A 23,520-nucleotide genomic window follows, 5' to 3' on the forward strand; every position below is an offset into this window, starting at 1 on the left:
CGCAACCATGAAAAAACTATTTACCTGGATGTTCAAGCCGGCAGTCCTGGCGCTGGCGGGCGTTTTCCTGCTCGCGCTGGTGATCTGGTTCGAGGCGCCGCTGCTGGTATTTGACGGCAAGGTGCCGTTCGGCTCCAGCGGCGTGCGCTGGTTCATCATCGTGCTGCTGCTCGCGCTTTGGGCTGGATACTTTACCTGGAAGGTGGTCGCCGCGCGCCTGGCCAACAAGCGCCTGATGGCGAGCCTGGCGCCGCCGCTTGATGCGCCGCCGGCAAACGCCGGCGCGCCGGCCCAGCAGGCGGCACTGGCCGAACAGGCCGCACTGGCGCAGCGCATGCAGCAGGCCGTGGGCCTGTTGAAAAAATCGGCATCGGGCAAAAAGCAGTGGGGCGGCCAGTACCTGTACCAGCTGCCCTGGTATATGTTTGTCGGCGCGCCAGGCAGCGGCAAGACCACCACGCTGCTCCATTCGGGATTGAAGTTCCCGCTGGCCGAAGCGATGGGCCCCGGCGCCATTGGCGGGGTGGGCGGCACGCGCCAGTGCGACTGGTGGTTCACCGATGAAGCCGTGCTGCTCGATACCGCAGGGCGCTACACGACCCAGGACAGCAACGCTGAAGTCGACCAGGCCGGCTGGCAGGGCTTTTTGGGGCTGCTAAAGAAACACCGGCCGCGCCGCCCCGTCAACGGCATCATCGTCGCGCTCAGCGTGGCCGACCTGCTGCAGCAAGGCCCGGCCGCGCGCCAGGCGCAGGCGCTGGCCATTCGTGCCCGCATCAAGGAGCTGCACGACACCCTGGGCAGCAGCTTTCCGATATACGTAGCCGTCACCAAGTGTGACCTGCTGGCCGGCTTCGTGGAGTTTTTCGATCACCTTGGCCGCGACGAGCGCGCCCAGGTCTGGGGCATGACGTTCCCGCTGGCGCTTGAGGGTCAGGCCAGCGCTGCGCTGGCCAGTTTTCCCGAGCGTTTTTTGGCGCTCGAGCAGCGCCTGCAGGTGCGCGTGCTTGACCGCGTGCAGCAGGAGCGCGACCTGCAGCGGCGCGCCTTGCTGTACCGCTTCCCGCAGCAGTTCGCCGCGCTTGGCGACGTGCTGGGCGGCTTTTTGACGGCCGTGTTCGAGCCGAATCGCTTCGAGAGCGCTTCGTTGCTGCGCGGCGTGTACTTCACCAGCGGCACCCAGGAAGGTAGCCCGATCGACCGCGTCATGGCGTCGCTGGCGGCGGCCTTTGGACTGGACCGCAAGGTGCTGCCGCCGAACGCGGCCAGCGGGCGCAGCTACTTCATTACGGCACTGCTCAAAGAGCTGATGTTCAAGGAAGCGGGCCTGGCGGGCACCGACAGCCGTTTTGAAAAGCGCCGCAGCCAGATGCGCCTGGCGCTGGGCGCAGGCGTAGCCTTGCTGGTGGTGTTGGTGGCGACCGGACTTGGCGTGAGCTACTTTCGCAACCAGGCGTACGTGGCCCAAGTGGCCGCCAAGAGCGACCAGCTGGGGCAACTGGCCGGGGCCGCGCCGCAGCACGGCAGCGTGGTGGGCGTGCTGCCGCTGCTGAACGCCGCGCGCGAGCTGCCCGGTGGATATGCCGAGCGCGATGCCGGCGTGCCGGTCATGAATCGCTTCGGGCTGTCGCAGGCTGACAAGTTGGGCAATGGCGCCCAGAACGCCTACCGGCGCCTGCTGCGCAGCGCGCTGCTGCCGCGCGTAACGAGCCGGCTCGAAGAAGTGCTGCGCCGCGGCGACGCCAATAACCAGGAATATTTGTACGAAGCCTTGCGCGTGTACCTGATGCTCGGCCAGAGCGGCCATCTCGATCCCGATTCGGTGCAAGCCTGGCTGGCGATCGACTGGGCGCGCAACCTGATTGATGCCACACCCGAGCAGCGCGACCAGCTGGCGCTGCACGTGGGCGCCATGCTCGCGCCTGGCGCCGACAGCGAAGAACCGGCGCCGCTGGACGCTGCGCTGATTGCGCAAACGCGCATGACGCTGGCGATGATGCCGCTGCCGCAGCGCCTCTACAACCGCCTGAAGCGCCAGGTGGCAACGGCCAAGCTGCCGGAGTTTAGCGTCAGCAGTGCCGTGGGCCGCGACGCCACGCAAGTCTTGGCGCGCAAGAGTGGTGAGCCGCTCACGCGCGGCATTCCCGGCCTGTACAGCGTGGCCGGCTACAAGGAATTGTTAAAAGAAGCGCCCCAGGCCATGCTCGACATCGCCCAGGACAGCTGGGTGCTCGACAAGCGCGAAGCACAGGGCGCGCTGGACGCTGTCAGCGGCGACCAGATGCGCGCCGCCGTGCTTGCCTTGTACTACGCGGACTACATTGCGCAGTGGGATGCGATGCTGGCCGACGTGCGCATCTTGCCGTTTTCCAGCCTGGACCAGGGTGCGCGCATCACCAATGCGTTGGCGGCGGGCGACTCGCCGCTGCGATTGTTCCTGCAGGGCGCGGCCAGGGAAACCAAGCTTGCCGCAGCAGCGGGCAAGGCGCCCGCGCTCGACCAGGCGGTACTTAACAAACTGGCCGCCGCGCGCAAAAAGCTGGAAGCGGCGCTCGGCGCCGACGCCGCGCCTGCCGCCGGGCCGGCCGCCACCAACCCGGTCAACCAGCATTTCGAACCACTGCACAAGCTGGTGGGCGCGCCGGGGGCCACCACGCCAGCGCCGCTGGACGCCATGCTCGCCATGCTCAAGGAAGCGTCCGTGTATTTTGACGCCGCCGAAAACGCGCGCAAGGGCGGCCTGCCGCCGCCGCCTGCGGAAGTGCTGCAGCGTATCAAGCGCGAGGCCGACGGCAAGCCGGCGCCGCTGGGCGAGATGATGCAGACCATCGACAGCGCCGGCGCCGGCCTCACGCTGGGCAGCGAGCGCGCGCGCCTGAAAGCGTTGTGGGATGCCGCCGGCGCCACCTTCTGCCGCGAAGCGAGCAGCGGGCGCTATCCGCTGGTGCGCGGCGCCACCAAGGATGTGACGCTGGACGACTTTGGCAAGTTGTTCGGGCCGGGCGGGGTGATGGAGGACTTCTTCAACAAGAACATGGCGACCCAGGTCGACATGTCCGGGCCCCAGTGGAAGTGGCGCGATGCGGCGATCGGCATCCCGCAAGACACGCTCAACCAGTTCCAGCGCGCCGCGCGCCTGCGCGAGATGTTCTTTTCCGCCGGCGGGCGCCAGCCGGGCCTGCGCTTTGACCTGACCCCGGTCAGCGCCGATCCCGTGCTCACCAAAGTCACCGTCGACATCGACGGCCAGCCGGTGGTGTATGCGGCCGGCGCGGTGGCGCGGCCCACGCCGATCACGCTGCCAAGCGGCAAAGGCGGCGGCCTGGTGCGGCTGGAAGCGACGCCGGCGCAAGGCGCCGAGCTGCGCGGCGACGGCGCCTGGGGCTGGTTCCGCATGCTTGACCAGGGTGTGCTGGCGCCGACCGGCCAGGGTGAGCGCTACAAGCTGACGTTCGACCTGGGCGGCCACAAGATTGTCTATGACCTGACCGCCAGCAGCGTGATCAATCCATTCCGGCGCGACGGCCTGGAACAATTCCGCTGCCCGAGCGCATGGTAGACATGGTGGATCCACGGCCAGGCTTTTACGGCAAAGTCACCAGCCATGGCGACTTTGTCGGGCGCCGCCTGGCGCCTTCGTTCCAGCAGGGCTGGGATGGCTGGCTGCAGGCGGGCATGCAGCAAAGCCGGCAGACGCTGGCCGAGCGCTGGGTCGCCACCTGGCTGAGCAGCCCGATATGGCGCTTTGCGCTGGCGCGCGGCGTGTGCGGCGAGAACGCGTGGGTCGGGCTGATGATGCCCAGCGTGGACCGGGTGGGGCGCCATTTTCCGCTGACGCTGGCCGCCTGCATCGACGCTCAGGAGTCGCTGCTCGACTGCGCGAGTTTGCATGACGACTGGTTCAAGGACCTGGAAGAACTGGCCCTGTCGTCCCTGGGCGAAGGGTTTTCGCTTGACGCTTTTGACACGGCCTTGTGCAACCTGGGTCCGCCCGATCAATCCGGTGCTGCCAACGCGGCTGGCGGCAGCGAGGCCGGCACCGTGATTGCGCTCGATCCGGCGCTTCAATTGCATCAGCAGTTGGCAACGCCCTCACCAGGCTTGGTGAAAGCGGTGGCCGGCGCCGCGCTGCATGGCCACAGCTTGTGGTGGACCGATGGCTCGCCCAAGATTGCGCCTTGCATGCTCGTGTGTGACGGCTTGCCCGCGGCCGCTGCATTTGTTGCGCTGCTCGATGGGACGTGGAATGCGCATGGGTGGGTTGGGGCGCATGCTTGACGCCACAATCTCCACAATCTCCACAATCTCCACAATCTCCACGATCTGGCATAAAAAAACCGCCTGCAAGCAGGCGGTTTCGTTATACGGCGGTGGCAAGCAGCTTGCGCATTACCAGCCAATATCCTTGAGCAGCTCGAACGTCAGGTCAACCGGCACCGTCAGCGAATGGGTCAGGTCGGCGCTGATGGCTGGCTCCATCAATTGGTTGCGCCGGGCCGAGGTGTTGTAGTGCGATACCGACGAGCCTGACTCATACGGGTTCGGCGTGTACATCGTGATGCGCCGCTGAGAGTCGGTGCCGGCGATCAGCGTTTTCGACAGTTCAAGCTTGCCGACCGTACCGGAGGTGTCGCCGTTGGGCTTGCTCAGACTGGCGCCGATCGCGGCGCCGTCAGCTTGCGTGACGCGCACCGCCGGAATGGTGATGCTGGGATCCGCGCCGCCTAGGCCACTGAGTTCAGCGGCGACATTGTCGGCAACAATGACACCGATCGCACCGGCATTCTGGGCGTTCTTGACCTTGATCGTAAAGCCGCAAGTGCCGCGGCTGACCAGCGCAATTTTACCGTACACGGAGGCCGTATTGGCTGGATTGAACGGCGTGCAAGCCGAACCGGGGCTGTCGGCCTGCAGGGCCACTTTGGCGATTTCGCCCGTGACGGCCGCACTGCCGATCGCCGGGCCAAAGTCGGCCGCGCCCACCGCATACAGACTGGCGGCCTGCTTGGCGCCATAGCCGACCAGGCGCAGCTGCGGTGTGGCCGACAGCACCTTGGGCACGGCCGCCGTCACGCGCGCGCCGGTCCAGGACAAGCCTGCCGGCTTGAGCGACGATGCAACGCGCTCGGCGGCGGTCATGTTGACCCACAGTTTGTTGGTCGTATTGTCGAGCAGGAAGTGGTCCCAGACCGACGGGTAACCGGCCAACTGGCTGCCCGTCAGGCCGCTGGTAAAGGTCTGAAAGCCCAGGCCGTGACCCATTTCGTGCAGCAGCGTGGCGACAAAGTCGATGTTGCTGCCGTGGTTGGCATCCAGGCCCAGGTAAAACGAGGTACCGGTGAGGCAATTTGCCTTGCCCAGTTCGGAATTGAAGTTGGCGTTGATTTGCGGACCGACCTCGTCCGAGATTTCCGCACCATACAGCTTGTTTGCCAGCGCGTACGAATACAAGGTGCCAGCCTTTGGCGCGCCGGGGAAGTCGGCGAAAATCTGGGTCGCGCCAGCGCTGCCCAGTACGGCGCCGGTGGCGGTACAGGTGAGCGGCCGGAACTGCGCATTGATCACGATGGGCACGGCGCTGGTGACGGTCGCGCCCCAGATATTAGCCGCGTGGGTAAAGGCGATCAGGCGCTGCGCGCCGACCGTGGTGCCGGTATTGCCGCCCACTGGCGTGGCGGGCGTGGCGTCGTTAAAGCCGACACCGGCCGCGTTGGCGTTGTTGATGACAATCGTGGCCGCTGCCTGGGCGGCGCCGGCGGCGAACGAGCATGCCAGTGCCGCGGCAAGCAGGGTGAGGCGAGGGCGCTTATTGAACATCATTGTGCTGCTCCTTCGATTGCCTGGTCACTGGGCTCGACATGGTGCTCACTGCGGCGCTGGCGCCGGTGACGCAATCGGTTTCAAGGCCGCCTGCAGCGCTGCGCCGCACGACCGAATACGAGATCGATTCTTCGTCGACGTGGGCGGCGAGGATGCCGTTTTTTTGCAGGCGAATGACGTTGGCCTGCGGCGCGCCGGTGGCCTTGCGCGCGGCAAGCTCGCTGGCGCGGTGGGCGGCGCGCAGGTCGTTCAGTTGCTTCGCTTCAGCCGCGGTCGGGTTGCGCATCTTGCCGGTGGCCGGATCCTTGAACGCGGTCTGGCCGGCTTGGGCGTCCTGGCCTGCGGCGGACGCCGTGGCGGACAGCGCCAGGGCCGCGACAGCGACCAAAGTGCGCAGTGAAAACACGGAGGTATGCATTTTGTGATGTCTTTCTAAAATGTACTTCGATCGGTCTTTCAGGTCTACCGTCCCACTGTTCAAGCCGGTTGGCAATAACTATAGCTTCCCCGATAAGCTGCATGATTGAAATTCTCACGGTGAATATCTCGTTCTTCTCGTAAATGTAAAAATATCGTGCGGTTTCTCCTGGTAAAGCCCGGGCAGTGGCCGGCTTGGCACTGTTGTTTTCCGCGTTATGCGAAGCGTGCCTGGTACTCGCTCGGCAACACACCGAGTTGCGCCGCGAAGGCGCGCCGTAAATTGTATTCGGTGCCATAGCCGCTCTGGCGCGCCGCCTGTTTGACGCTCATTCCCGGCTGTTAAGCAGGCCGCAGGCCAGTTCCATGCGCAGGCGCAGCAGCAACTGGGCCGGCGCGACGCCGATCTCCTGGCGCAGCCTTCGGTGTAGCGTGCGCACCGACAATGCGCATGCGCCAGCCATCTGCACGACATCAACTTCCTGGCGCAGGCGCGGCCGCAGCCACGCGGCAAGCTGCCCGCCAACGCTCTGTTCGGGCAAGTGCGACAACATCTCTGAACTGAACTGGCGTTGTCCGCCGGGCCGCTTGAGGAAGAAAACCATGCGCTTTGCGACAGCGAGCGCAGTGGCGCGCCCAAGGTCCTGTTCCACCAGGCTCAAAGCCAGGTCCATGCCCGCCGAAATGCCGGCCGATGTGTGAAATTTCCCGTCGCTCACATAAATTTCGTTGTCTTGCGTAACGACGCCTGAATGCTCGCTGCGAAGTTGCGCGACGTCTTTCCAGTGCGTCACGGCGCGCCGCCCGTCCAGCAGCCCGGCGCGCGCCAGCACGAACGCGCCCGTGCAGACCGAACAGCAGCGCGCGACGGCGTCGCTGGCGCGCACGATCCAGCGCAGCAGCGTCGCGTCTGTTGGCAAATCCGCGCAGCGACCGCCCGCGACGATCAGCGTCGCGCCGGCAAGGCTGCGCCTCGGTAGTGCCGCAGTCAGCACGCTGATGCCAGACGACGAGACGACCGCGCCGCCACCGGGCGCGATGAGATGGATGCGATAGGGCAGCGGCCGGCCGGCGTCGCGCGCTTCGTCGTTGGCGGTGGAGAAGACCTGCGCGGGACCAGTGGCGTCAAGCAGCAGAAAGTGGGGAAACACCAGCAGCCAGATGTCGATGGGCGCTGCCGCATCGTTGTTTCTTGAAATTTTCATCGTGGCCGATATTCAACCATGAATATCATTTATGTCAATCGCCGTATCGCTACAATTGCGGTTTACCAAGTTACTTCAGAAAGAGAAATTGCCAATGCCGATCAAACAACATGCCCGTTCATTCGCGCTTGCCGGCCTGCTAGGCTTTGCCTGTACAGCATCGTGGGCCATTGCCGAAGCGCTGCCGGCCGGGTGTCAGTTGGCAGCCAGCACGGCAGCGGCCACGGGCGCGGGCGCGGCCAGCGCGCCTCAGGCTGCGTTTCCCCCGGTGCAGCTGGAAGTGCGCACGCCCGTCGCGCCGGTGCCTGTTCCGCGCGAGGGACGCAATTACCTGATCTATGAGCTGCACTTGCACAATTACGCCGCCGAGGCGTCGAGCGTGCGCGCCATCGAAGTGCGCAGCGCGGATGGTCGCAGCACGGCGAGCGCCCAATTCAAGGACGCGGCCCTGCAGGCGGTGCTGGCGCCGGACAGCGGCGACGAAATCGACAATAGCAACAGGATCAACCATGTGCGCCGCATCGGCGCAGGGTAGGCGGTGGTTGCCTTTTTGTGCGTGGCGTTTGACAAAACGTTGCCAATCCCGGCCAGACTGCGGCACCGCATCGTGCTCGATGGCGCGATCGCCGACGGTCCTGTCGTTGACGTGCGCCGCACCGCCTTGCCGATGCTCGGACGGCCCCTGACCGGCAGCGGCTGGCTCCCCCGCAACGGGCCGCACGCCGGTTCGCATCACCGCATGGGCCTGTTCGTTGCCGACGGCCTCGCAACCATTTCGCGGCGCTACGCGATCGACTGGCACAAATCGAAGCAAGGGGCAACGTTTTCAGGCGATCCGCGCGACCTGCACGCGTACTACGCTTATGGCGAAAACGTGCTCGCCGTGGCTAGCGGCACGGTGCTGGCGGCAAGCGACGGCATGCCGGACAATATCCCCAAGACCGAGGCCGGCTTTGCGACAGCGGTACCAATGTCCATGGCGTCGATCGCCGGCAACGCCATCGTCATTGCACTCGGTGACGGTCAGCTCGCATCCGATTCCCATTTGCAGGCCGGCAGCGTGCGCGTGAAGACGGGGGAGCATGTGAAACGGGGTCAAATGATTGCCCGCGTGGGCAATTCAGGTGACGCGCGTTGGCCGCATTTGCACTTCCAGGTCACGGACCGGGTGCACGCGCTGATGGGCGAGGGCAGCCCTTTTGTGATCGACCACTACCTGATCCAGCAACCCGGTGCTACGTGGGAAGCGCGCAGCGGCGAGTTTCCCTGGGGTGACACTGCCGTGATCGATTTCGGGCCTGGCGCCAGCGCCGCCCAGTAGTTAGCGTCAGCGCCTGGCCGGGACTGGCCCCGGGCGCGCGTTCGGCAGCTTGATATGGCCATGGCGAAACGCCGTCCACCAGATCAGCAGCGACAGCACGGCCATGCACAGCGCAATGGGCAAGGTCAGCAATTGCACGCCCATGTACCTGGCCAGGATGCCCGCGTCGGTGCGGCCGGGAATCGAAAACAGATACATCTGCACGTCGCGCCACGATTCGGAGGCGAACAGGGCCGACACAAGCAGCGTCACCGGTCCGGGGAACTTGCGCCACAAAAAGAACAGCCCCACGCTGATCGCAAGGATAGCCAGCAGGCTCAGGCTGATGCCATTTCCAAAGAGCATAACCAGCGGGGGCAGCGCCACCGTCAGCAAATGCATGGGCCAGATCCACGCGGGCCTGCGCGCCGTGACCAGCAAGGCCGCGCCCCACAGCGAGGTGCCGACATACCCGGCCATGGAAATGACGGGGAACCAGCCGCCCGACGTCCACGTCACGCCATTGCGCGCGTGCACTTCCATGCTGTGCACGGAGCCGCCGGTCAGCCAGGCGCCCACGGCGTGCATGCTTTCGTGCCAGGCGATCAGGTACAGGTCGACCGGCGCCATCAGCGCCGTTTGCCGCAGGTACGCGACGACAATGCCAAAGGCGATGAAGCCAAACAGGGTCGGCCAGATCCGGATGTCGAACCATTGCTTTATTTGTGGCATCTCAGATTGGTCCGTCCTGGCACAGCGCAATTAAGATCGTGATGTTGTCGCGGCCCCCGCACTCCTTGGCGCGTTCGATCAGCTGGGCGCAAATGGCCGCCAGCGACGCCGTCGTCGCGCCGCCCAAAGCCGCTTCCATTTCACCGTCCGTCACGCTGCCGTGCAAGCCGTCGCTGCACAGCATCAGAACGTCGCCCGGCTGCACCAGCTGCGAGCGTACTTCCGGCGCCACGGCAGGCGACGGCCCCATCGCCTGCAGCAGCATGTTGCGCGGCGGGAGATTGTCGAACAATCCCGCATCGAACGCCTGCTGGTACATGGTCTGGTCGCGCGTGAGCTGTTCGAGCCGCCCGCCGCGCAGGCGGTACAGGCGGCTGTCGCCGACATGAAAGAGCACGAAGGGCGCCTGTCCGGCCGGGCGCCAGATGCCGGTCAGCGTCGTGCCCATGCCGCCGCCGTCTTCGCAGTCATTGTCCATGTTGCGCCGGTACAGGCTGCGATTGGCGAACTCGATCGCGTCGTGCAGCAGGCCCACGGCGCGCATGGACGGGTCGGACCAGGTGGCGTCCGGATCGGCGGCGGCGAAGTCGCCGCCGTCGGCCAGCTTGTGCGCATGTGCAGTCAAGTACTCGCGCAGCGCCGTCAGCACGCCGGCGCTGGCCACTTCGCCGGCCGCGTGGCCGCCCATGCCGTCGGCCACCATCGCCAGGCCGAGCGCGGCGTCGATCAGGAAGTTGTCTTCATTGGTGGTGCGCACAGTGCCGATGTCGGTGGCGCCGTACGCCACGATCGAAGGCAACTGGTGCAGCTTGCTCGGGGAAAGTGCGGTCCAGGTGCTCATGGCGTCCTTGTCGGGAAAAGGGTCGGGGCGGGGCGGGGCGGGGCGGCGCGCGCCAGCGCATCGAGAAAGGCGCGCGCGCACTGAAATCGGTCTTGCGGTGCCTTGGCCAGCGCACGCGCGACGATGGCGTCGTACGGGCCCAGGCACGCCAGCAGCGTCGATGGCGGGGCGGGCGACTCATGCAATATCTGGTGCATCACCGCTGACGACGAGCCGGCAAAGGGCCGCGCGCCAGTGAGCAGCTGGTAGAGCAGCACGCCGCATGAAAACACGTCGGAACGGGCGTCGGCGGTCTCGCCGCGGAACTGCTCGGGCGACATGTAGCTGGGCGTGCCGATCATCGAGCCGGTCTGGTTGAGCGCGGACGGCTCGATGCGCGCGATGCCGAAGTCACTCAGCTTGACGCAGCCGCAGGATGTGATCAGCAGGTTGGCCGGCTTGATGTCGCGGTGGACGACGCCGCGCGAATGGGCGTAGTCGAGCGCGAGCAGCAGCTCGCTCATCCAGGCAAACACGCGCGCCGGCGCGGTGGGCCGCTGGGGGAATATCAATGTAGAGAGTGGCGCGCCGTCGACAAATTCCATGGCGATGTAGGCCGAGTCGCTGTCTTCGCCGTAGTCATGGACCATGACGATATGTGGATGGTTCAGCCGTCCGGCCGCCTGCGCCTCGTTCTTGAGGCGGCTGATCAGGTCTGCCTGCTGGCTGTTGGAGAACAACTCCTTGCGGATCGTCTTGAGCGCGACGACGCGTTCGCGCTGCGGGTCGAACGCTTTGTACACCACCCCCATGGCGCCTTGGCCGAGGATGCTGTCGATGCGGTATTTGCCTAGCTGCTCGATCATGCCGATCCGTCCCGCCTTATTCTTTCAGCACTTTCATGGCGCCAGCAGCGACCTGCTCACGGCATACCAGCTTATGAAAACATTGCCGCGCCCGGAAGTTTGCCTTCGCTTTTCCGACCCACGCTCCGGCTCATGCAAGTAAGTATAATTTGTCAAGATTGTACCGCAGCGTTCCTGGATAAAGTTGTGAAAGTTTGGGGTTTTTGGGGAGGCGAGGGTGTCCAAAGAGATACTGCGTGTTTCGGCTAGCATCTCAAACAACATCGTCCTCGCGCACGCGGGGATCCATGGAACAGTTGCACAGTTGAACCGTTCCATGGGTCCCCGCGTGCGCGAGGACGATGTCGTGCTGCGGCATTGCTGCCCCTTTTGCAACAGCCTCGTGCGCCAGGACGATACAAAGAAAAAAGGCCTGAAGATCACTCTTCAGGCCTTTCATCTTACGAATTTTTGGTGCGGCTGGCAGGAATTGAACCCACGACCCCTTGGTTCGTAGCCAAGTACTCTATCCAACTGAGCTACAGCCGCGAAAGAGACAGGAGTATAGCAGCAATGTTTTAATTCTGGAAGCGCAAAATAATAGTGGCGTTCCCTACAATGCCGCAGGCCGTTGCAGCATCGTGCCGCGCACCTCGATCTCCAGCGAAGGAAAAGCCAGTTACCTTGATTGCCGCAGTCATCCCCGAAAGGAAGCCATTCATCGCAGAGTGGCTGGTGCATACCCTCTTTGAAAGAATCGGGTTTCCCCCATTCTTGGAGCGACACATGCATACCCTTGCCCACCCTGCGACAGAGAAGCTTATTGCGCGTAAGTTCCTTTTGCTGTCACTAATTTGCCTGCTTGCCGCCCGCGGACTAGGCACCGTCTTTGCCTGCGCCGCGGCCGTGGTGCGGATGTTTTACCCTGCTTTCGATGTCCATCCGGCGCTGTCGTGGGCGCCGTTGACGCTGGTCGCCGCGCAGCTGGGCTATTTCGGGTTCTGCCGCTATCTGACGGAGGGGAAGACATCGTGGCCCGTCAGCGTTTTGTATTCATGCAAACTCCAGTTGCAGGCCACGTTTGAGTGTTTGTTAGTGATGGCTTGGATCCCACTTGGGATCGGGGGAATTTTACATCGCTGCAAGCATGAGGGGCGATCAGTCCACGGTCCACTGGATACTTCAGACCGTTGCGACGGGGCGCTTTGGGATGCTGGTTGTGGAGCTGTGCCTCGCAGCGCCCATCCTGGCGATCATTAATGCCAGCATACGCCTGTATGCCGCAAGCCGGCGCACTGACGCGCTGGTCAGGCTAATCGACGGCAGCCTCTTGGTGGACACAGTGCTTTTGCGCGGCAATGTCCTCGACTGCGAAAGCGAAATGGCACGCCAGATCGAACGCATTACCAGCGGGCAGATGCCGGGCTTGGGCCGCTTAATCTACGGCAGCCACGCTAAACTGACAAAGCGAATCAGGGGCAAGCAGACCGTCCATGCATTAACCTGGCTGGGCTGCCCGATGCATGTGGAGATCTCCATGCACGCGCTTGAGAATGGCCTACAGCAATTGCGCGTGCGCACTGTACGGTCCGGCGGGCTCGCCTGGTTTGTCGCCGCGCCACTGGACGCGATCGCGCAGATGCAGTACATGGACAGCAACTTGGTACAGCCATTGGTGAACCTGCTTGAGCGCAGGACTGCACAGCGCCAACGCGAAGCGCTGCACAACCAAACCATTGAAGCGCAGTTGCGCATCCTGCAGGCGCAGATCGAGCCCCACTTCTTGTTCAATACCCTGGCCAATTTACGCCAGCTCTACCGCACCAGCGCGGTCGATGGCGAGTCGATGCTCGATCATCTGATCGCGTACCTGCGCAGCGCCATGGAAAACCTGCGTGCCGAGTATTCATCCGTGGTGCAGGAAATGGACCTGGCTATGCATTATCTGGCGATCATGCAGATTCGCATGGGCTCGCGCCTGGCCTATCGTTTTGTCGTTCCGGATGCATTGCTGAAGCACCCGCTGCCACCGGCCATGCTCATTTCGCTGGTGGAAAATGCAGTCAAGCACGGCATCGCGGAGAGCAGCGAAGGGGTAATCACACTGTCCGTTGCGCGCATAGGCGCCGCGCTGCACGTTAGCATTGCCGACAACGGACCAGGCATCTCCAGCGTAGGCGGCACGGGTCTTGGCTTGTCGAATATCAGGCAGCGCCTGGAAGCGATCTACGGCAGTAGCGCTTGCCTGGAAGTGGGTTCCCCGGTCGAGGGCGGATTTACTGGCACGATTATCATCCCGTTTGAAGAAGGAGTTGTTCATGCCGACCGCATTGCTGGCTGAGGATGAAGCACTGCTGCTCGCCGAATTGCGCACCGCGCTTGCCGACCTGTGGCCAGAGCTGCGTATCGTGGCCGAGACCACCGATGGCGCGGCCACGCTGGCGGCGCTAAGGCAGCATGTACCGGACGTGGCCTTCCTGGACATTAATATGCCAAAGGCGACCGGCCTTGACGTTGCGCGTGTCCGACCGGCTGGCACCGCGGTGGTCTTTCTGACCGCGTACGGGGAACATGCGGTTGACGCGTTCAATGTGGGCGCTGCGGATTATCTGCTGAAGCCGCTCGACCGGGGGCGCTTGCTCGATACCATCGAACGCTTGAAACTGCGACTGGCGGGACCACCCGTTGCGCTCGTCGCACCAGTACCCGCGGGCGCGCCTGAACAACCACGTTATCTGTCGTGGATTCAGGCATCCGTGGGCAACCTGCTGCGCGTGATCACGGTGGATGAAGTGATCTATTTTCAGTCCGATGCGAAGTACACGAAAGTGGTGACTTCAAACGTTGAGGCGCTGATTCGTTTGCCGGTCAAGGATTTGGTGGAACAACTTGACCCGCAGGAGTTCATACAGATTAACCGGGGCGCGATCGTCAATCGCCGCCGGATCGAGGCCGTGTATCGGCAAGATGGCCACATGGAGGTGCGGCTGAAGGGCCGCGCCGAGGTGCTGAGCGTGAGCGCGTCGAATCAAAGCGAGCAGGCGTTCCGTCAAATGTGAATGATGGGCATGGAGATGCCGATGGATGACGCTTTCAGGGACAAGATCGGCAATGAGCTTGACCTGCCGATGGCCTTTTGCGGCCTGCGCGTCATCCTGGATGTCGACCGCCGCATCCTGCTTTCCGCCACTTGTCCACCTTAAACGACGTTCAGCGGCCTGCCCGCATGCCAGGCTTCAATATTATCGATCAGCATATCGGCCAGCGTTTGCATTGCGCCTGCGCTGGCCCACGCCACGTGCGGCGTCAGTATAAAATTGGGCAGCCGAAGCTGCAGCAGCGGATTGTCGGGCAAGGGCGGCTCCTGGCTCAAAACATCAAAGCCGGCGCCCCCGATCACGCCATCGGTCAAGGCTTGCGCCAGCGCCGCCTCGTCGACCAGGCCGCCGCGCGCCGTATTGATCAACAGCGCGCTGCGCTTCATGGTAGCCAGTTCCGCCGCGCCGATCAGCTTGCGCGTCTGCTCGTTCAAGGGCAGGTGCAGGCTGATGACGTCGGCCGTGCGCAGCAGTTCGGCCAGCGGCAATTCGGTCACGCCGGCGTCGCGGGCCGGCGAGCGGGACGTCACGCACACTTGCATGCCAAAGGCGCGCGCAATCGCCGCCACCTTCTTGCCCAGCGCGCCATACCCCACGATGCCAAGGCGGCTACCGGCCAGGTCTGCAATTGGATGGTCGAGCAGGCAAAACCGGCTCGATTGCTGCCACAGGCCCGCCTCGACATCGGCGCGATAGGCGCGCAGGTTGCGGCGCAAGGCCAAGATCAGCGTGAACACGTGTTCGGGCACCGACACGAGCGAGTAATTGCGGATGTTCGACACCAGAATGGCGCGCTCGCGGCAGGCCGCCAGGTCCACGTTGTCGGTCCCGGTGGCGGCGACAGCGATCATTTTCAGCTCCGGCAGCTGCGCGATATCGGCCGCGCGCAGCGGCACCTTGTTGGTAATGGCAACGCTGGCGCCGCGCAGGCGCTGCACAAGGTCGCCGGCGCCGGTGGCCGCGTGCTCGCTCCACTGGTGTGCAAAGCCCGGGCGGCGCACCTGCGCCTGCAGGCTGTCGCGGTCCAGAAAAACAATACGATCCATGACGCTACGCTCCATGTCAGGCTTTCTTCGGTTGCAAGCTGGGGTGGGTCATCAACAGGTCAGCCACCCATTCCACGAACACGCGCACCTTGGCCGACAGGTGGCGGTTTTCCGGGTACACGATATTGATCGGCATGGGCGCACTGGTCCAGTCTTGCAGCACCAGTTCCATCTGCCCCGAGGCCACCAGCGAGTCGACCTTGTAGCTGGCCATCTGCACCAGCCCCAGGCCCTGCAGCCCGGCCGTCATGTAGACGGTGGAGTCGTTCACCGCCAGGCACGACGGCACGGGAATGAAAATGGTTTCGTCGCCGCGCACAAAGTCCCAATCATGCGTCTTGCCGCTCTTGGACGAAAAATAATTGATGCAGCGGTGCTCGGCCAACTGGTCGGGGTGCGTGGGACGGCCATGCATGTCAAGGTACTCGGGCGTGGCGGCAATGGCGAAGTGCAGCACGCCGATGCGGCGCGCAATCAGGGCCGAATCGGGCAGGTTGCCGCCGCGGATGGCGCAGTCGACGCCTTCTTCGATCAGGTCCACGGCGCGGTCGCTGCAGCCAAGGTCGAGCCGGATGTCAGGGTAGCGCGCAAAAAAATCCGGCAGGGCGGGGATGATCAGATCATTTGCCATGCCCGTTGAAACGTCCACCCGCAGGCGCCCGCTGGGCGAAGCGCGGTTGGTCGAGAGCGACTCCTCGGCTTCGCGCACGTCCGACAGGATGCGCAGGCAGCGCTCATAATAGGCGGCGCCGTCGGAGGTCACGCTGACCTGTCTTGTGGTGCGGTGCAGCAATTTGACGGTCAGCGCCGTTTCCAGCGCCTGCACCAGGGTCGACACCGTCGCCTTGGGCAGTTGCATGTTCTCGGCCGCGCGCGTAAAACCGCCGGCGTCGACCACCTGCACGAATACTTCCATTGCCTGTAACTTATTCATTTTTCCCTTATTGTTCGGATTCCTGAACAATCAATTCGCGCTTGCCATCTTTATTAGATTGTAGAACAAGTTTAAAGTGTCTGTACTGGCTCAAGAGATGCAGTCAACAACAAAGCGGGAAGGGGTGTCGTATGCGTATTCAAAATGGTTTGTTTGTCGTGGCGGCGCTCACGCTGGCGGCCCTGACCGCTTTCGGTACCGTCTATACCGCCCCGTACCAGCAAGCGTCACGCTCGCAAAGCGCCGGTTTTGATGCACTTGCACATGACCTGTTCGGGGACCTTATGGGTTCCGGCCAGGGCCAGGACGCGGGCAAATGAGCGCGCCCATGAATCCCGCCGAGCTGACACTGCGCGACATTGACGTTGCCGGCGCCGAAGGCGCCCTGGCTGCCCGCCTGTACCGCGGCGGCGCCGACAAGGCCAGGCGCGACGGTCTGGTGGTGTTCTTTCATGCGGGTGGTTTCGTAGGTGGCGACCTTGACGAGGCGGACGAATTTCTGCGCCATCTGGCCTGCTGCTCGACCCGGCATCTGGTGCTTGCCTCGTGCTACACGCTGGCGACCGAACGGCCTTTCCCGGCAGCGGTCGAAGACGCCCATGCGGTGCTGGCGTGGGTGCGCAAGAACAAGACCAAGCTGGGTTGGACCGGCAAGCGCCTGGTGGTGGCCGGCATTGAAGCGGGGGCCAACCTGGCTGCGGTGGCGGCCCTGATGGCGCGCGACCGCGGCGGTCCGGCGCTCGCTGGCCAGATCCTGGTCATGCCCATGCTTGACCCGGGCTTGTCGACCTGCTCGATGCGCGAAGTACCGGTTGATTCCGGCGTGGCCGGCGTGGCCGGCGCGTGCGCGGCGAGCTATCGCGGCTACCTGCCCAACGCCGCCGACCGCAGCCACCCGTATGCGTCGCCCTTGCAATCGAGCCGCCTGAAAAACCTGCCGCCGGCGCTGATTCTATCGGCCGAAGACGATCCATTACGCGACGAAGCTGAACAATACGGCGCCAAACTGAGCGCCAGCGGCGTCACCACCACCATCAAGCGGCTCAATCCCGAGCCGCTGCCGGACGCCGCGGCGCGCAATGAATGCGCTTGCCAGGCGGCCGCGCTCCAGGAAATCGGCAAATTCCTGGTCGCCCTGGAAGAAGAAATTCCGGTTCTTTCCTAGTCAACTCCGCTGTACCAGTTAAACCCGTGCAGCTGCGCTGAGAGACCCTCGGTGCAGCGTACGGACCCTATTCGCCCGCAGTTTGCGGCGCGGACGCTTTGTCGTCTTCATCATTAAAAATATTCAATAAAACAAGGAATCTCATGAAAGACGTTAATTCACGAATTGCTCCGCGAATTTCTCCACTACGTCGCCCGCTCATCGCCGCGCTGGCGCTTGCCGGGTTGGCGCTGACGCTGTCGGGCTGCGATGAAAGCCGGGCCACGCCATCGGCGCCGATGGCCCCGCCGGTCACCGCCGCCGCCGTCATCGAACGCCAGGTCACTGAAACCGAGGAGTTTTCGGGCCGGCTGGAAGCGGTGGAGCGGGTTGACATTCGCTCGCGCGTGGGCGGCTTTGTGGTCTCGTCCAACTTCACCCCGGGCAGCCTCGTCAAGAAAGGGGACCTCTTGTTCGTGATCGACGCGCGGCCATTCCAGGCCGAGGCCAGCCGCGCCGAAGCGGCGGCCGGTTCGGCCCGCGCGCGCGCCGACCTGGCCAAGCTGGAACTGGCACGGGCCGAACGGCTGCTGGCCGACAAGGCCATCGCCCAGCGCGAGTTCGATGAAAAAGCGTCCGGCCTGAAGGAACTTGACGCCAATGTGCGCGCCGCGCAGGCCTCGCTTGAAGCTGCGCGCCTGAACGTGAGCTACACGCGGGTGCTCTCGCCTATCAATGGCCGCGTCTCGAAAGCGGAAGTCACCACCGGCAACCTGGTGGACGGCGCCGTGATCCTGACGACGGTGGTGTCGAACAATCCCATCTACGCCAGCTTTGACGGCGACGAAGACACTTACCTGCGCCTGGCGCGCGTGTCGCAAAAAGGTGCACCGGTCGTGGTCAAGGTGGGCCTGGCCAATGAAGAAGGCTTCCCGCACAGCGGCAAGCTTGACTTTGTCGACAACACGCTCGACGCCAAGACCGGCAGCGTGCGCATGCGCGCCACGTTCGACAACAGCGACAACACGCTGGTGCCGGGCCTGTTCGCCCGCGTCCAACTGGGCGGCGCGGACGGCGCGCAAACGAAAGCCGTATTGATCAGCGAGCGCGCCGTCGGGACCGACCAGAATCGCAAATTCGTGTATGTGGTCAAGGCCGACAACACCGCCGAATACCGCGCCGTGACGCTCGGCCCCGTGATCGATGGCCTGCGCGTGGTGCGCAGCGGCGTCAAGCCGGGTGAAAAAATCGTCGTCAACGGCCTGCAGCGGGTGCAGCCGGGCGCACCGGTGACCGCGCAGATCGTTGCGATGGACGCCGACACCAAGGGCGCAATCAAACTGGCTGCTGCCGCAGTCAAGGAATAAGAACATGAATTTTTCGCGCTTTTTCATCGACCGGCCGATCTTTGCGGCGGTCCTGTCGATCATCATCTTTGTCGCCGGCCTGCTCGCCATTTTCGAGCTGCCGGTGTCTGAATATCCCGACGTGGTGCCGCCATCGGTGGTGGTGCGCGCCCAGTACCCGGGCGCCAATCCCAAGGTCATCGCCGAAACCGTGGCCGCGCCGCTCGAAGAGCAGATCAACGGCACCGAAAACATGCTCTACATGTCGTCGCAATCGACGTCCGACGGCTCGCTCGCGCTGACCGTCACCTTCAAGGTCGGCACCGACGTCGAGAAGGCCGAGTCGCAGGTGCAAAACCGCATCCAGCGCGCCTTGCCGCGCCTGCCCGAGGAAGTGCGCCAGATTGGCGTCACCGCCGTCAAGAGTTCGCCCAACCTGACCATGGTCGTGCACCTGGTCTCGCCAAGCGGTCGCTATGACGACACTTATCTGCGCAACTACGCCGTTTTGAACATCAAGGACCAGCTGGCGCGCCTGCAGGGCATGGGCGAGGTGCAGCTCTTTGGCGCGGGCGACTACGCCATGCGCATCTGGCTCGACCCGCAAAAAGTGGCGGCGCGCGGCATGACTGCCGGCGACGTGGTCGCGGCAGTGCGCGAGCAGAACGTCCAGGTTGCGGCCGGCGTGGTCGGCGCGTCGCCTTCCAAAGGAGCCGAGTTCCAGTTGACCGTCAATACCCAGGGCCGTTTGACGACGGTCGAACAGTTCGGCGACATCATCGTGCGCACCGGCGAAGACGGCGCACTGACGCATCTGCGCGACGTGGCGCGGCTGGAACTGGGCGCCAACTCGTATGCGCTGCGCGCACTGCTGAACAACAAGTCGGCAGCCGCCATTCCCCTGTTTGAAGCGCCGGGCGCCAACGCCCTGCAATTGTCGGCCGACGTGCGCGCCACCATGAAGCGCCTGTCCAAGGACTTCCCGGAAGGCGTCGACTACCAGGTCGTGTATGACCCCACCCAGTTCGTGCGCGAATCGATCAAGGCGGTCGTGGTGACGCTGCTCGAGGCAGTGGCGCTGGTGGTGCTGGTGGTGATTATTTTCCTCCAGACCTGGCGCGCCTCGATCATCCCGCTGGTGGCGGTCCCGGTGTCGATCATCGGCACCTTTGCGGTGATGCTGGCGTTCGGGTTTTCGATCAATACGCTGTCGCTGTTCGGCCTGGTGCTAGCGATCGGCATCGTCGTCGATGACGCCATCGTCGTGGTGGAAAACGTCGAGCGCAATATCGAATCGGGCTTGAGTCCGCGCGACGCCACGGTGCAGGCCATGAAAGAAGTCAGCGGCCCGATCATCGCCATCGCGCTGGTGCTGTGCGCCGTGTTCGTGCCGATTGCCTTCGTGTCTGGTTTGTCGGGCCAGTTCTACCGCCAGTTCGCGCTGACGATTGCCATTTCCACCGTAATTTCGGCATTCAGCTCGCTCACGCTCTCGCCGGCGCTGGCCGCCGCCTTGCTCAAGCCGCATGACGCGCCGAAAGACGCCCTCACGCGCGGCATGGACAAGGTGTTCGGCGGCTTTTTCCGCTGGTTCAACCGGTTCTTCGGGCGCGCCTCGACCCGCTACGAGAGCGGCGTCAATGGTGTCCTCAAGCGCAAGAGCGCGGCCGTTGCCGTGTATGCGCTGCTGGCGATCGGCGCCGTGTTCATGTTCAAGGCGGTGCCGAGCGGCTTTGTGCCGGCCCAGGACAAGCAGTACCTGGTCGGGTTTGCACAACTGCCCGACGCGGCGTCGCTGGACCGGACCGAAGCCGTGATCCGCCGCATGTCCGACATTGCCTCCAAGGTGCCGGGCGTGGAATCGTCGATCGCTTTTCCGGGCCTGTCGATCAATGGCTTTACCAATGCCCCCAACGCCGGCATCGTGTTCACGTCGCTCAAGCCATTCGACCAGCGCAAGGGCAAAGGCGAGTCGGGACCGGAAATCGCCGCTGAAATCAACAAGCGCCTGGGCGCCATCCAGGACGCCTTCATCATGGTGTTCCCGCCGCCGCCCGTCAATGGCCTGGGTACCATCGGCGGCTTCAAGATGATGGTCGAAGACCGCGGCAACGTGGGCTACGATGAGTTGTACAAGGGCGTGCAGGCACTGCAGGCCAAGGCCTGGCAAAATCCCCAGCTGGCCGGCGTGTTCTCCAGCTTCCAGATCAATGTGCCGCAGCTGTTTGCTGACGTCGACCGCGTCAAGGCGCGCCAGCTCGGCGTGCCGCTGGCGACGATCTACCAGACCTTGCAGATCAACCTCGGTTCCCTGTACGTGAACGATTTCAACCAGTTTGGGCGCACCTACCAGGTGCGGGTGCAGGCGGACGCGCAGTTTCGCTCGCAGGCCGACCAGATCGCCCAGCTCAAGGTGCGCAGCGACAAGGGCGAGATGATTCCGCTGTCGTCGCTGATGCGGGTGAAGGACAGCTATGGCCCGGACCGCGTGCAGCGTTACAACGGCTATGTATCGGCCGATATCAATGGCGGCGCCGCGCCCGGCGTGTCGTCCGGCCAGGCCCAGGCGGCGCTGGAAAAAATCGCTGCCGAAGTACTGCCAAAGGGCGTGACGTTCGAATGGACTGACCTGACGTACCAGGAAATCCTGTCGGGTAATACGATGGTGCTGGTCTTTCCGCTGTGCGTGCTGCTGGTGTTTCTGGTGCTGGCCGCGCAGTACGAAAGCTGGACGCTGCCGCTGGCGGTGATCCTGATCGTGCCGATGTCGATCTTGTGCGCGCTGGTGGGCGTCAAGCTGACCGGCGGCGACAACAATATCTTCACCCAGATTGCCTTGTTCGTACTGGTGGGGCTGGCTTCCAAGAATGCGATCCTGATCGTCGAATTTGCGCGCGAGCTGGAAGACCATGGCCGCAGCGTGGTGGAAGCGGCGCTCGAGGCTTGCCGCCTGCGTCTGCGTCCGATCCTGATGACGTCGATCGCCTTCATCATGGGCGTGGTGCCGCTGGTGTTTTCCAGCGGCGCGGGCGCCGAAATGCGCCACGCGATGGGGGTGGCGGTGTTTGGCGGCATGCTCGGCGTGACGTTCTTCGGCCTGTTCCTCACGCCCGTGTTTTACGTCCTGCTGCGCACCTTTGCAAAGCGCATGGAGCGCAAGGCTCCCTTGCCCCAAAAATTGATCATTGAAGGAGCCATCTGATGAACCGCATTGCACAACGGGTCGCCCCCCTGCTGGCGGCGCTGCTGCTGGTGGCCTGTTCCACCGTACCCGTGTTGAAACCAGCGCCGCTCGAGATGCCGGCGGCCTACAAGGAGGCCGCAGCCAGCGGCGTATGGCAACTGGCCGCGCCGGCCGACGCCCAGCAGCGCGGCCAGTGGTGGCTGGCCTTCAAGGATCCGGCGCTCACCGCGCTGATCGACGAGGCGACCAGGGCCAACGCCAGCCTGGCGGTGGCGGCGGCGCGCGTCAAGCAGGCGAGGGCGCTGGCCGGCCTGTCCGAGTCGGAGCGCAGCCTGCAGCTGGGCGCCGGACTGGGCGCGCGGCGCACCGGTGCCGACGGGGTGAACGCGGCAACCCAGTACCAGGCCCGGTTGAGCGCGAGCTACGAGGTCGACCTGTTCGGGGGCGTTGGCGCGAACGTCAGCGCGTCGCGCGCCGATGCCGCGGCATCGACCGCGAAGTATCATTCCGTGCTGCTGTCGCTGCAGGCCGATGTCGCGCAGACCTACTTCAGGCTGCGCGCCACCGATGCGGAGCTTGAAACGCTGGCGCGTTCGGTCGACTTGCGCACGCAAGGCGTCAAGGTCAACCAAAGCCGCTTCGACAATGGCGACATTGGCGAATTCGATCTGGCGCGCGCCAAAACGGAGCTGGCCAATGCGAGAGCGGAAGCCATTGGTTTGCAGCGCCAGCGCGTGCAGACCGAGCATGCGCTGGCCGTCTTGCTGGGCAAGCCGGCTGCCATGTTCAGCGCGGCGGCGGGGCCTTTGCCTGAAACGCTCACCTTGCCGCTGATCCCGGCCGGCGTGCCGTCGCTGCTGCTGCAGCGCCGGCCCGACATCGTCGCCGCGCAGCGCGCAATGGTGGCATCGAATGCGCGCATTGGCGTGGCCAAGGCGGCGCGCTTTCCGTCGCTGATGCTCGATGGCGGCCTGGGAACCGATGCGGCGAGCGCGTCGAACCTGTTCAAGTGGAACGCGCATTCCTGGGTGCTGGGGGCGGTGATGTCGCTGCCGATCCTGGACGGCGGTCGCAACAAGGCCAATATCGCGCGCAGCGAAGCGGTGCTGGAGGAATCGGTGGCCGCCTATCGCCAGAACGTGCTGGTGGCGTTCGCCGAAGTCGAGGACAACCTGGCCGGGCTGCGCATTTTGGCGGGGCAGGCCGAACAAGTTGATGCGGCAGTGGTGTCGGCGCGGCGCTCGGCGGACCTGGCGCAAAAACTGTACCGTGCCGGTCGTTCGAGCTATCTCGACTTGCTCGACGCGCAGCGCAATCTGGCGGCGGTGGAACGCAGCGAAGTGCTGCTGCGCGGCGACCGCGCGGTGACGACCGTGGCGCTGATCCGCTCCCTTGGCGGCGGCTGGGACCAGGTCGCGCTTAAATAGCCCTTAAGCACCAGTCAAGAAACACCGGGGTCAGACCACTTTTGCCGAATCGCAAAAGTGGTCTGACCCCGTCTTGGTTTTGACCGCGCGTCGGTTTGGTAGGCAGGTGCGTTTGGTGCGCGGCTTTTGGTGGATTGGGCCGATAATCGTAGTCATGAAACAGTTTTGCCCCCTGCGATTGCGGTTTGGTATGGCGCACCCT

The 23,520-nt window shown here is 64.1% G+C and carries 21 protein-coding genes and 1 tRNA gene; 13 read left to right on the top strand and 9 right to left on the bottom strand.

The genetic code is table 11. The annotated features are described in order from the left end of the window. Nucleotides 1-7: 7 nt before the first annotated feature. The gene (gene tssM, locus ACP7BV_RS13230; protein ID WP_426104358.1) at nt 8-3,559 is read left to right on the top strand and encodes a type VI secretion system membrane subunit TssM; all 3,552 of its coding nucleotides are present in this window, start codon (nt 8-10) and stop codon (nt 3,557-3,559) included. Next, entirely contained in the window at nt 3,553-4,278 is a 726-nt protein-coding gene (tagF, locus tag ACP7BV_RS13235) for a type VI secretion system-associated protein TagF (RefSeq protein WP_426104360.1), read from the top strand. Before tssM ends, tagF begins: the two co-directional genes overlap by 7 nt. A 111-nt stretch (nt 4,279-4,389) precedes the next feature. Here tagF and ACP7BV_RS13240 read toward each other — a convergent pair whose 3' ends face one another. The 3 genes from ACP7BV_RS13240 to ACP7BV_RS13250 form a co-directional block, all read right to left on the bottom strand. Next, nucleotides 4,390-5,820: a PA domain-containing protein gene (locus tag ACP7BV_RS13240; protein ID WP_426104361.1), complete on the bottom strand. Its 1,431-nt coding sequence runs from the start codon at nt 5,818-5,820 to the stop codon at nt 4,390-4,392. Next, entirely contained in the window at nt 5,807-6,238 is a 432-nt protein-coding gene (locus ACP7BV_RS13245) for a post-PEP-CTERM-1 domain-containing protein (RefSeq protein WP_426104363.1), read from the bottom strand. Before ACP7BV_RS13245 ends, ACP7BV_RS13240 begins: the two co-directional genes overlap by 14 nt. A 328-nt stretch (nt 6,239-6,566) precedes the next feature. Further along, the gene (locus ACP7BV_RS13250; protein ID WP_426104364.1) at nt 6,567-7,442 is read right to left on the bottom strand and encodes a GlxA family transcriptional regulator; all 876 of its coding nucleotides are present in this window, start codon (nt 7,440-7,442) and stop codon (nt 6,567-6,569) included. Nucleotides 7,443-7,536: 94 nt separating this feature from the next. On the opposite strand from ACP7BV_RS13250, the gene ACP7BV_RS13255 reads away from it, so the two are divergent. Next, nucleotides 7,537-7,977, top strand: a complete 441-nt coding sequence (locus ACP7BV_RS13255) for a hypothetical protein (protein WP_426104365.1) — start codon at nt 7,537-7,539, stop codon at nt 7,975-7,977. Between the two features lie 39 nt (nt 7,978-8,016). Beyond that, complete coding sequence (locus ACP7BV_RS13260) at nt 8,017-8,763, top strand: M23 family metallopeptidase (protein WP_426104366.1); 747 nt, start codon at nt 8,017-8,019, stop codon at nt 8,761-8,763. Between the two features lie 6 nt (nt 8,764-8,769). Here ACP7BV_RS13260 and ACP7BV_RS13265 read toward each other — a convergent pair whose 3' ends face one another. The 4 genes from ACP7BV_RS13265 to ACP7BV_RS13280 all read right to left on the bottom strand — a co-directional run bounded on the left by ACP7BV_RS13265 (nt 8,770) and on the right by ACP7BV_RS13280 (nt 11,688). Beyond that, nucleotides 8,770-9,474, bottom strand: coding sequence for a M50 family metallopeptidase (locus ACP7BV_RS13265; protein WP_426104368.1), 705 nt, complete (start codon nt 9,472-9,474; stop codon nt 8,770-8,772). A gap of 1 nt (nt 9,475) precedes the next feature. Next, nucleotides 9,476-10,315: a PP2C family protein-serine/threonine phosphatase gene (locus ACP7BV_RS13270; RefSeq protein ID WP_426104370.1), complete on the bottom strand. Its 840-nt coding sequence runs from the start codon at nt 10,313-10,315 to the stop codon at nt 9,476-9,478. Continuing rightward, the gene (locus tag ACP7BV_RS13275) at nt 10,312-11,160 is read right to left on the bottom strand and encodes a serine/threonine-protein kinase (RefSeq protein ID WP_426104372.1); all 849 of its coding nucleotides are present in this window, start codon (nt 11,158-11,160) and stop codon (nt 10,312-10,314) included. Before ACP7BV_RS13275 ends, ACP7BV_RS13270 begins: the two co-directional genes overlap by 4 nt. Nucleotides 11,161-11,611: 451 nt before the next feature. Further along, nucleotides 11,612-11,688: transfer RNA gene (locus ACP7BV_RS13280), tRNA-Arg, on the bottom strand. Between the two features lie 237 nt (nt 11,689-11,925). On the opposite strand from ACP7BV_RS13280, the gene ACP7BV_RS13285 reads away from it, so the two are divergent. From ACP7BV_RS13285 to ACP7BV_RS13300, 4 genes are read left to right on the top strand one after another with little or no spacing between them, the layout of a single operon-like run. Further along, the gene (locus ACP7BV_RS13285) at nt 11,926-12,399 is read left to right on the top strand and encodes a hypothetical protein (protein ID WP_426104374.1); all 474 of its coding nucleotides are present in this window, start codon (nt 11,926-11,928) and stop codon (nt 12,397-12,399) included. After that, complete coding sequence (locus ACP7BV_RS13290) at nt 12,350-13,480, top strand: sensor histidine kinase (protein WP_426104375.1); 1,131 nt, start codon at nt 12,350-12,352, stop codon at nt 13,478-13,480. The genes ACP7BV_RS13285 and ACP7BV_RS13290 overlap by 50 nt, the downstream gene beginning before the upstream one ends. Beyond that, nucleotides 13,458-14,198, top strand: a complete 741-nt coding sequence (locus tag ACP7BV_RS13295) for a LytR/AlgR family response regulator transcription factor (RefSeq protein WP_426104377.1) — start codon at nt 13,458-13,460, stop codon at nt 14,196-14,198. The genes ACP7BV_RS13290 and ACP7BV_RS13295 overlap by 23 nt, the downstream gene beginning before the upstream one ends. Before the next feature lie 21 nt (nt 14,199-14,219). Continuing rightward, complete coding sequence (locus tag ACP7BV_RS13300) at nt 14,220-14,342, top strand: hypothetical protein (RefSeq protein ID WP_426104378.1); 123 nt, start codon at nt 14,220-14,222, stop codon at nt 14,340-14,342. On the opposite strand, the gene ACP7BV_RS13305 is transcribed toward ACP7BV_RS13300, so the two are convergent. Continuing rightward, nucleotides 14,339-15,283 (bottom strand): D-2-hydroxyacid dehydrogenase, encoded by a 945-nt coding sequence (locus tag ACP7BV_RS13305; RefSeq protein ID WP_426104379.1) that lies wholly within the window; start codon nt 15,281-15,283, stop codon nt 14,339-14,341. The genes ACP7BV_RS13300 and ACP7BV_RS13305 overlap by 4 nt on opposite strands. A gap of 16 nt (nt 15,284-15,299) precedes the next feature. Continuing rightward, nucleotides 15,300-16,217, bottom strand: coding sequence for a LysR family transcriptional regulator (locus ACP7BV_RS13310; RefSeq protein ID WP_426104381.1), 918 nt, complete (start codon nt 16,215-16,217; stop codon nt 15,300-15,302). Between the two features lie 131 nt (nt 16,218-16,348). Between ACP7BV_RS13310 and ACP7BV_RS13315 the strand changes: the two genes are divergently transcribed. The 5 genes from ACP7BV_RS13315 (at nt 16,349) to ACP7BV_RS13335 (ending at nt 23,318) form a co-directional block, all read left to right on the top strand. Next, the gene (locus ACP7BV_RS13315) at nt 16,349-16,537 is read left to right on the top strand and encodes a hypothetical protein (protein WP_426104383.1); all 189 of its coding nucleotides are present in this window, start codon (nt 16,349-16,351) and stop codon (nt 16,535-16,537) included. Beyond that, a complete protein-coding gene (locus ACP7BV_RS13320; protein WP_426104385.1) occupies nt 16,534-17,382 on the top strand; it encodes an alpha/beta hydrolase in 849 nt (282 codons plus the stop codon). Before ACP7BV_RS13315 ends, ACP7BV_RS13320 begins: the two co-directional genes overlap by 4 nt. Before the next feature lie 143 nt (nt 17,383-17,525). Beyond that, complete coding sequence (locus ACP7BV_RS13325) at nt 17,526-18,728, top strand: efflux RND transporter periplasmic adaptor subunit (RefSeq protein ID WP_426104386.1); 1,203 nt, start codon at nt 17,526-17,528, stop codon at nt 18,726-18,728. Nucleotides 18,729-18,732: 4 nt separating this feature from the next. After that, nucleotides 18,733-21,909: an efflux RND transporter permease subunit gene (locus tag ACP7BV_RS13330; RefSeq protein WP_426104387.1), complete on the top strand. Its 3,177-nt coding sequence runs from the start codon at nt 18,733-18,735 to the stop codon at nt 21,907-21,909. After that, complete coding sequence (locus tag ACP7BV_RS13335; RefSeq protein ID WP_426104388.1) at nt 21,909-23,318, top strand: efflux transporter outer membrane subunit; 1,410 nt, start codon at nt 21,909-21,911, stop codon at nt 23,316-23,318. Before ACP7BV_RS13330 ends, ACP7BV_RS13335 begins: the two co-directional genes overlap by 1 nt. Nucleotides 23,319-23,520 lie beyond the last annotated feature (202 nt).

Origin of the sequence: Massilia sp. TSP1-1-2 (assembly GCF_049896185.1) — a bacterium.
In the GTDB taxonomy this organism is placed as follows: Bacteria; Pseudomonadota; Gammaproteobacteria; order Burkholderiales; family Burkholderiaceae_D; genus Telluria_A.

Coding starts and splice junctions, on each gene's coding strand:
- ACP7BV_RS13335 (WP_426104388.1), top strand. CDS start 21,909: ATGAACCGCATTGCACAACGGGTCGCCCCCCTGCTGGCGGCGCTGCTG.
- ACP7BV_RS13255 (WP_426104365.1), top strand. CDS start 7,537: ATGCCGATCAAACAACATGCCCGTTCATTCGCGCTTGCCGGCCTGCTA.
- ACP7BV_RS13265 (WP_426104368.1), bottom strand. CDS start 9,474: ATGCCACAAATAAAGCAATGGTTCGACATCCGGATCTGGCCGACCCTG.
- ACP7BV_RS13315 (WP_426104383.1), top strand. CDS start 16,349: ATGCGTATTCAAAATGGTTTGTTTGTCGTGGCGGCGCTCACGCTGGCG.
- tagF (WP_426104360.1), top strand. CDS start 3,553: ATGGTAGACATGGTGGATCCACGGCCAGGCTTTTACGGCAAAGTCACC.
- ACP7BV_RS13285 (WP_426104374.1), top strand. CDS start 11,926: ATGCATACCCTTGCCCACCCTGCGACAGAGAAGCTTATTGCGCGTAAG.
- ACP7BV_RS13330 (WP_426104387.1), top strand. CDS start 18,733: ATGAATTTTTCGCGCTTTTTCATCGACCGGCCGATCTTTGCGGCGGTC.
- ACP7BV_RS13320 (WP_426104385.1), top strand. CDS start 16,534: ATGAGCGCGCCCATGAATCCCGCCGAGCTGACACTGCGCGACATTGAC.
- ACP7BV_RS13310 (WP_426104381.1), bottom strand. CDS start 16,217: ATGAATAAGTTACAGGCAATGGAAGTATTCGTGCAGGTGGTCGACGCC.
- ACP7BV_RS13240 (WP_426104361.1), bottom strand. CDS start 5,820: ATGATGTTCAATAAGCGCCCTCGCCTCACCCTGCTTGCCGCGGCACTG.
- ACP7BV_RS13245 (WP_426104363.1), bottom strand. CDS start 6,238: ATGCATACCTCCGTGTTTTCACTGCGCACTTTGGTCGCTGTCGCGGCC.
- ACP7BV_RS13290 (WP_426104375.1), top strand. CDS start 12,350: ATGCTGGTTGTGGAGCTGTGCCTCGCAGCGCCCATCCTGGCGATCATT.
- ACP7BV_RS13270 (WP_426104370.1), bottom strand. CDS start 10,315: ATGAGCACCTGGACCGCACTTTCCCCGAGCAAGCTGCACCAGTTGCCT.
- ACP7BV_RS13295 (WP_426104377.1), top strand. CDS start 13,458: ATGCCGACCGCATTGCTGGCTGAGGATGAAGCACTGCTGCTCGCCGAA.
- ACP7BV_RS13250 (WP_426104364.1), bottom strand. CDS start 7,442: ATGAAAATTTCAAGAAACAACGATGCGGCAGCGCCCATCGACATCTGG.
- ACP7BV_RS13300 (WP_426104378.1), top strand. CDS start 14,220: ATGGATGACGCTTTCAGGGACAAGATCGGCAATGAGCTTGACCTGCCG.
- ACP7BV_RS13305 (WP_426104379.1), bottom strand. CDS start 15,283: ATGGATCGTATTGTTTTTCTGGACCGCGACAGCCTGCAGGCGCAGGTG.
- tssM (WP_426104358.1), top strand. CDS start 8: ATGAAAAAACTATTTACCTGGATGTTCAAGCCGGCAGTCCTGGCGCTG.
- ACP7BV_RS13325 (WP_426104386.1), top strand. CDS start 17,526: ATGAAAGACGTTAATTCACGAATTGCTCCGCGAATTTCTCCACTACGT.
- ACP7BV_RS13275 (WP_426104372.1), bottom strand. CDS start 11,160: ATGATCGAGCAGCTAGGCAAATACCGCATCGACAGCATCCTCGGCCAA.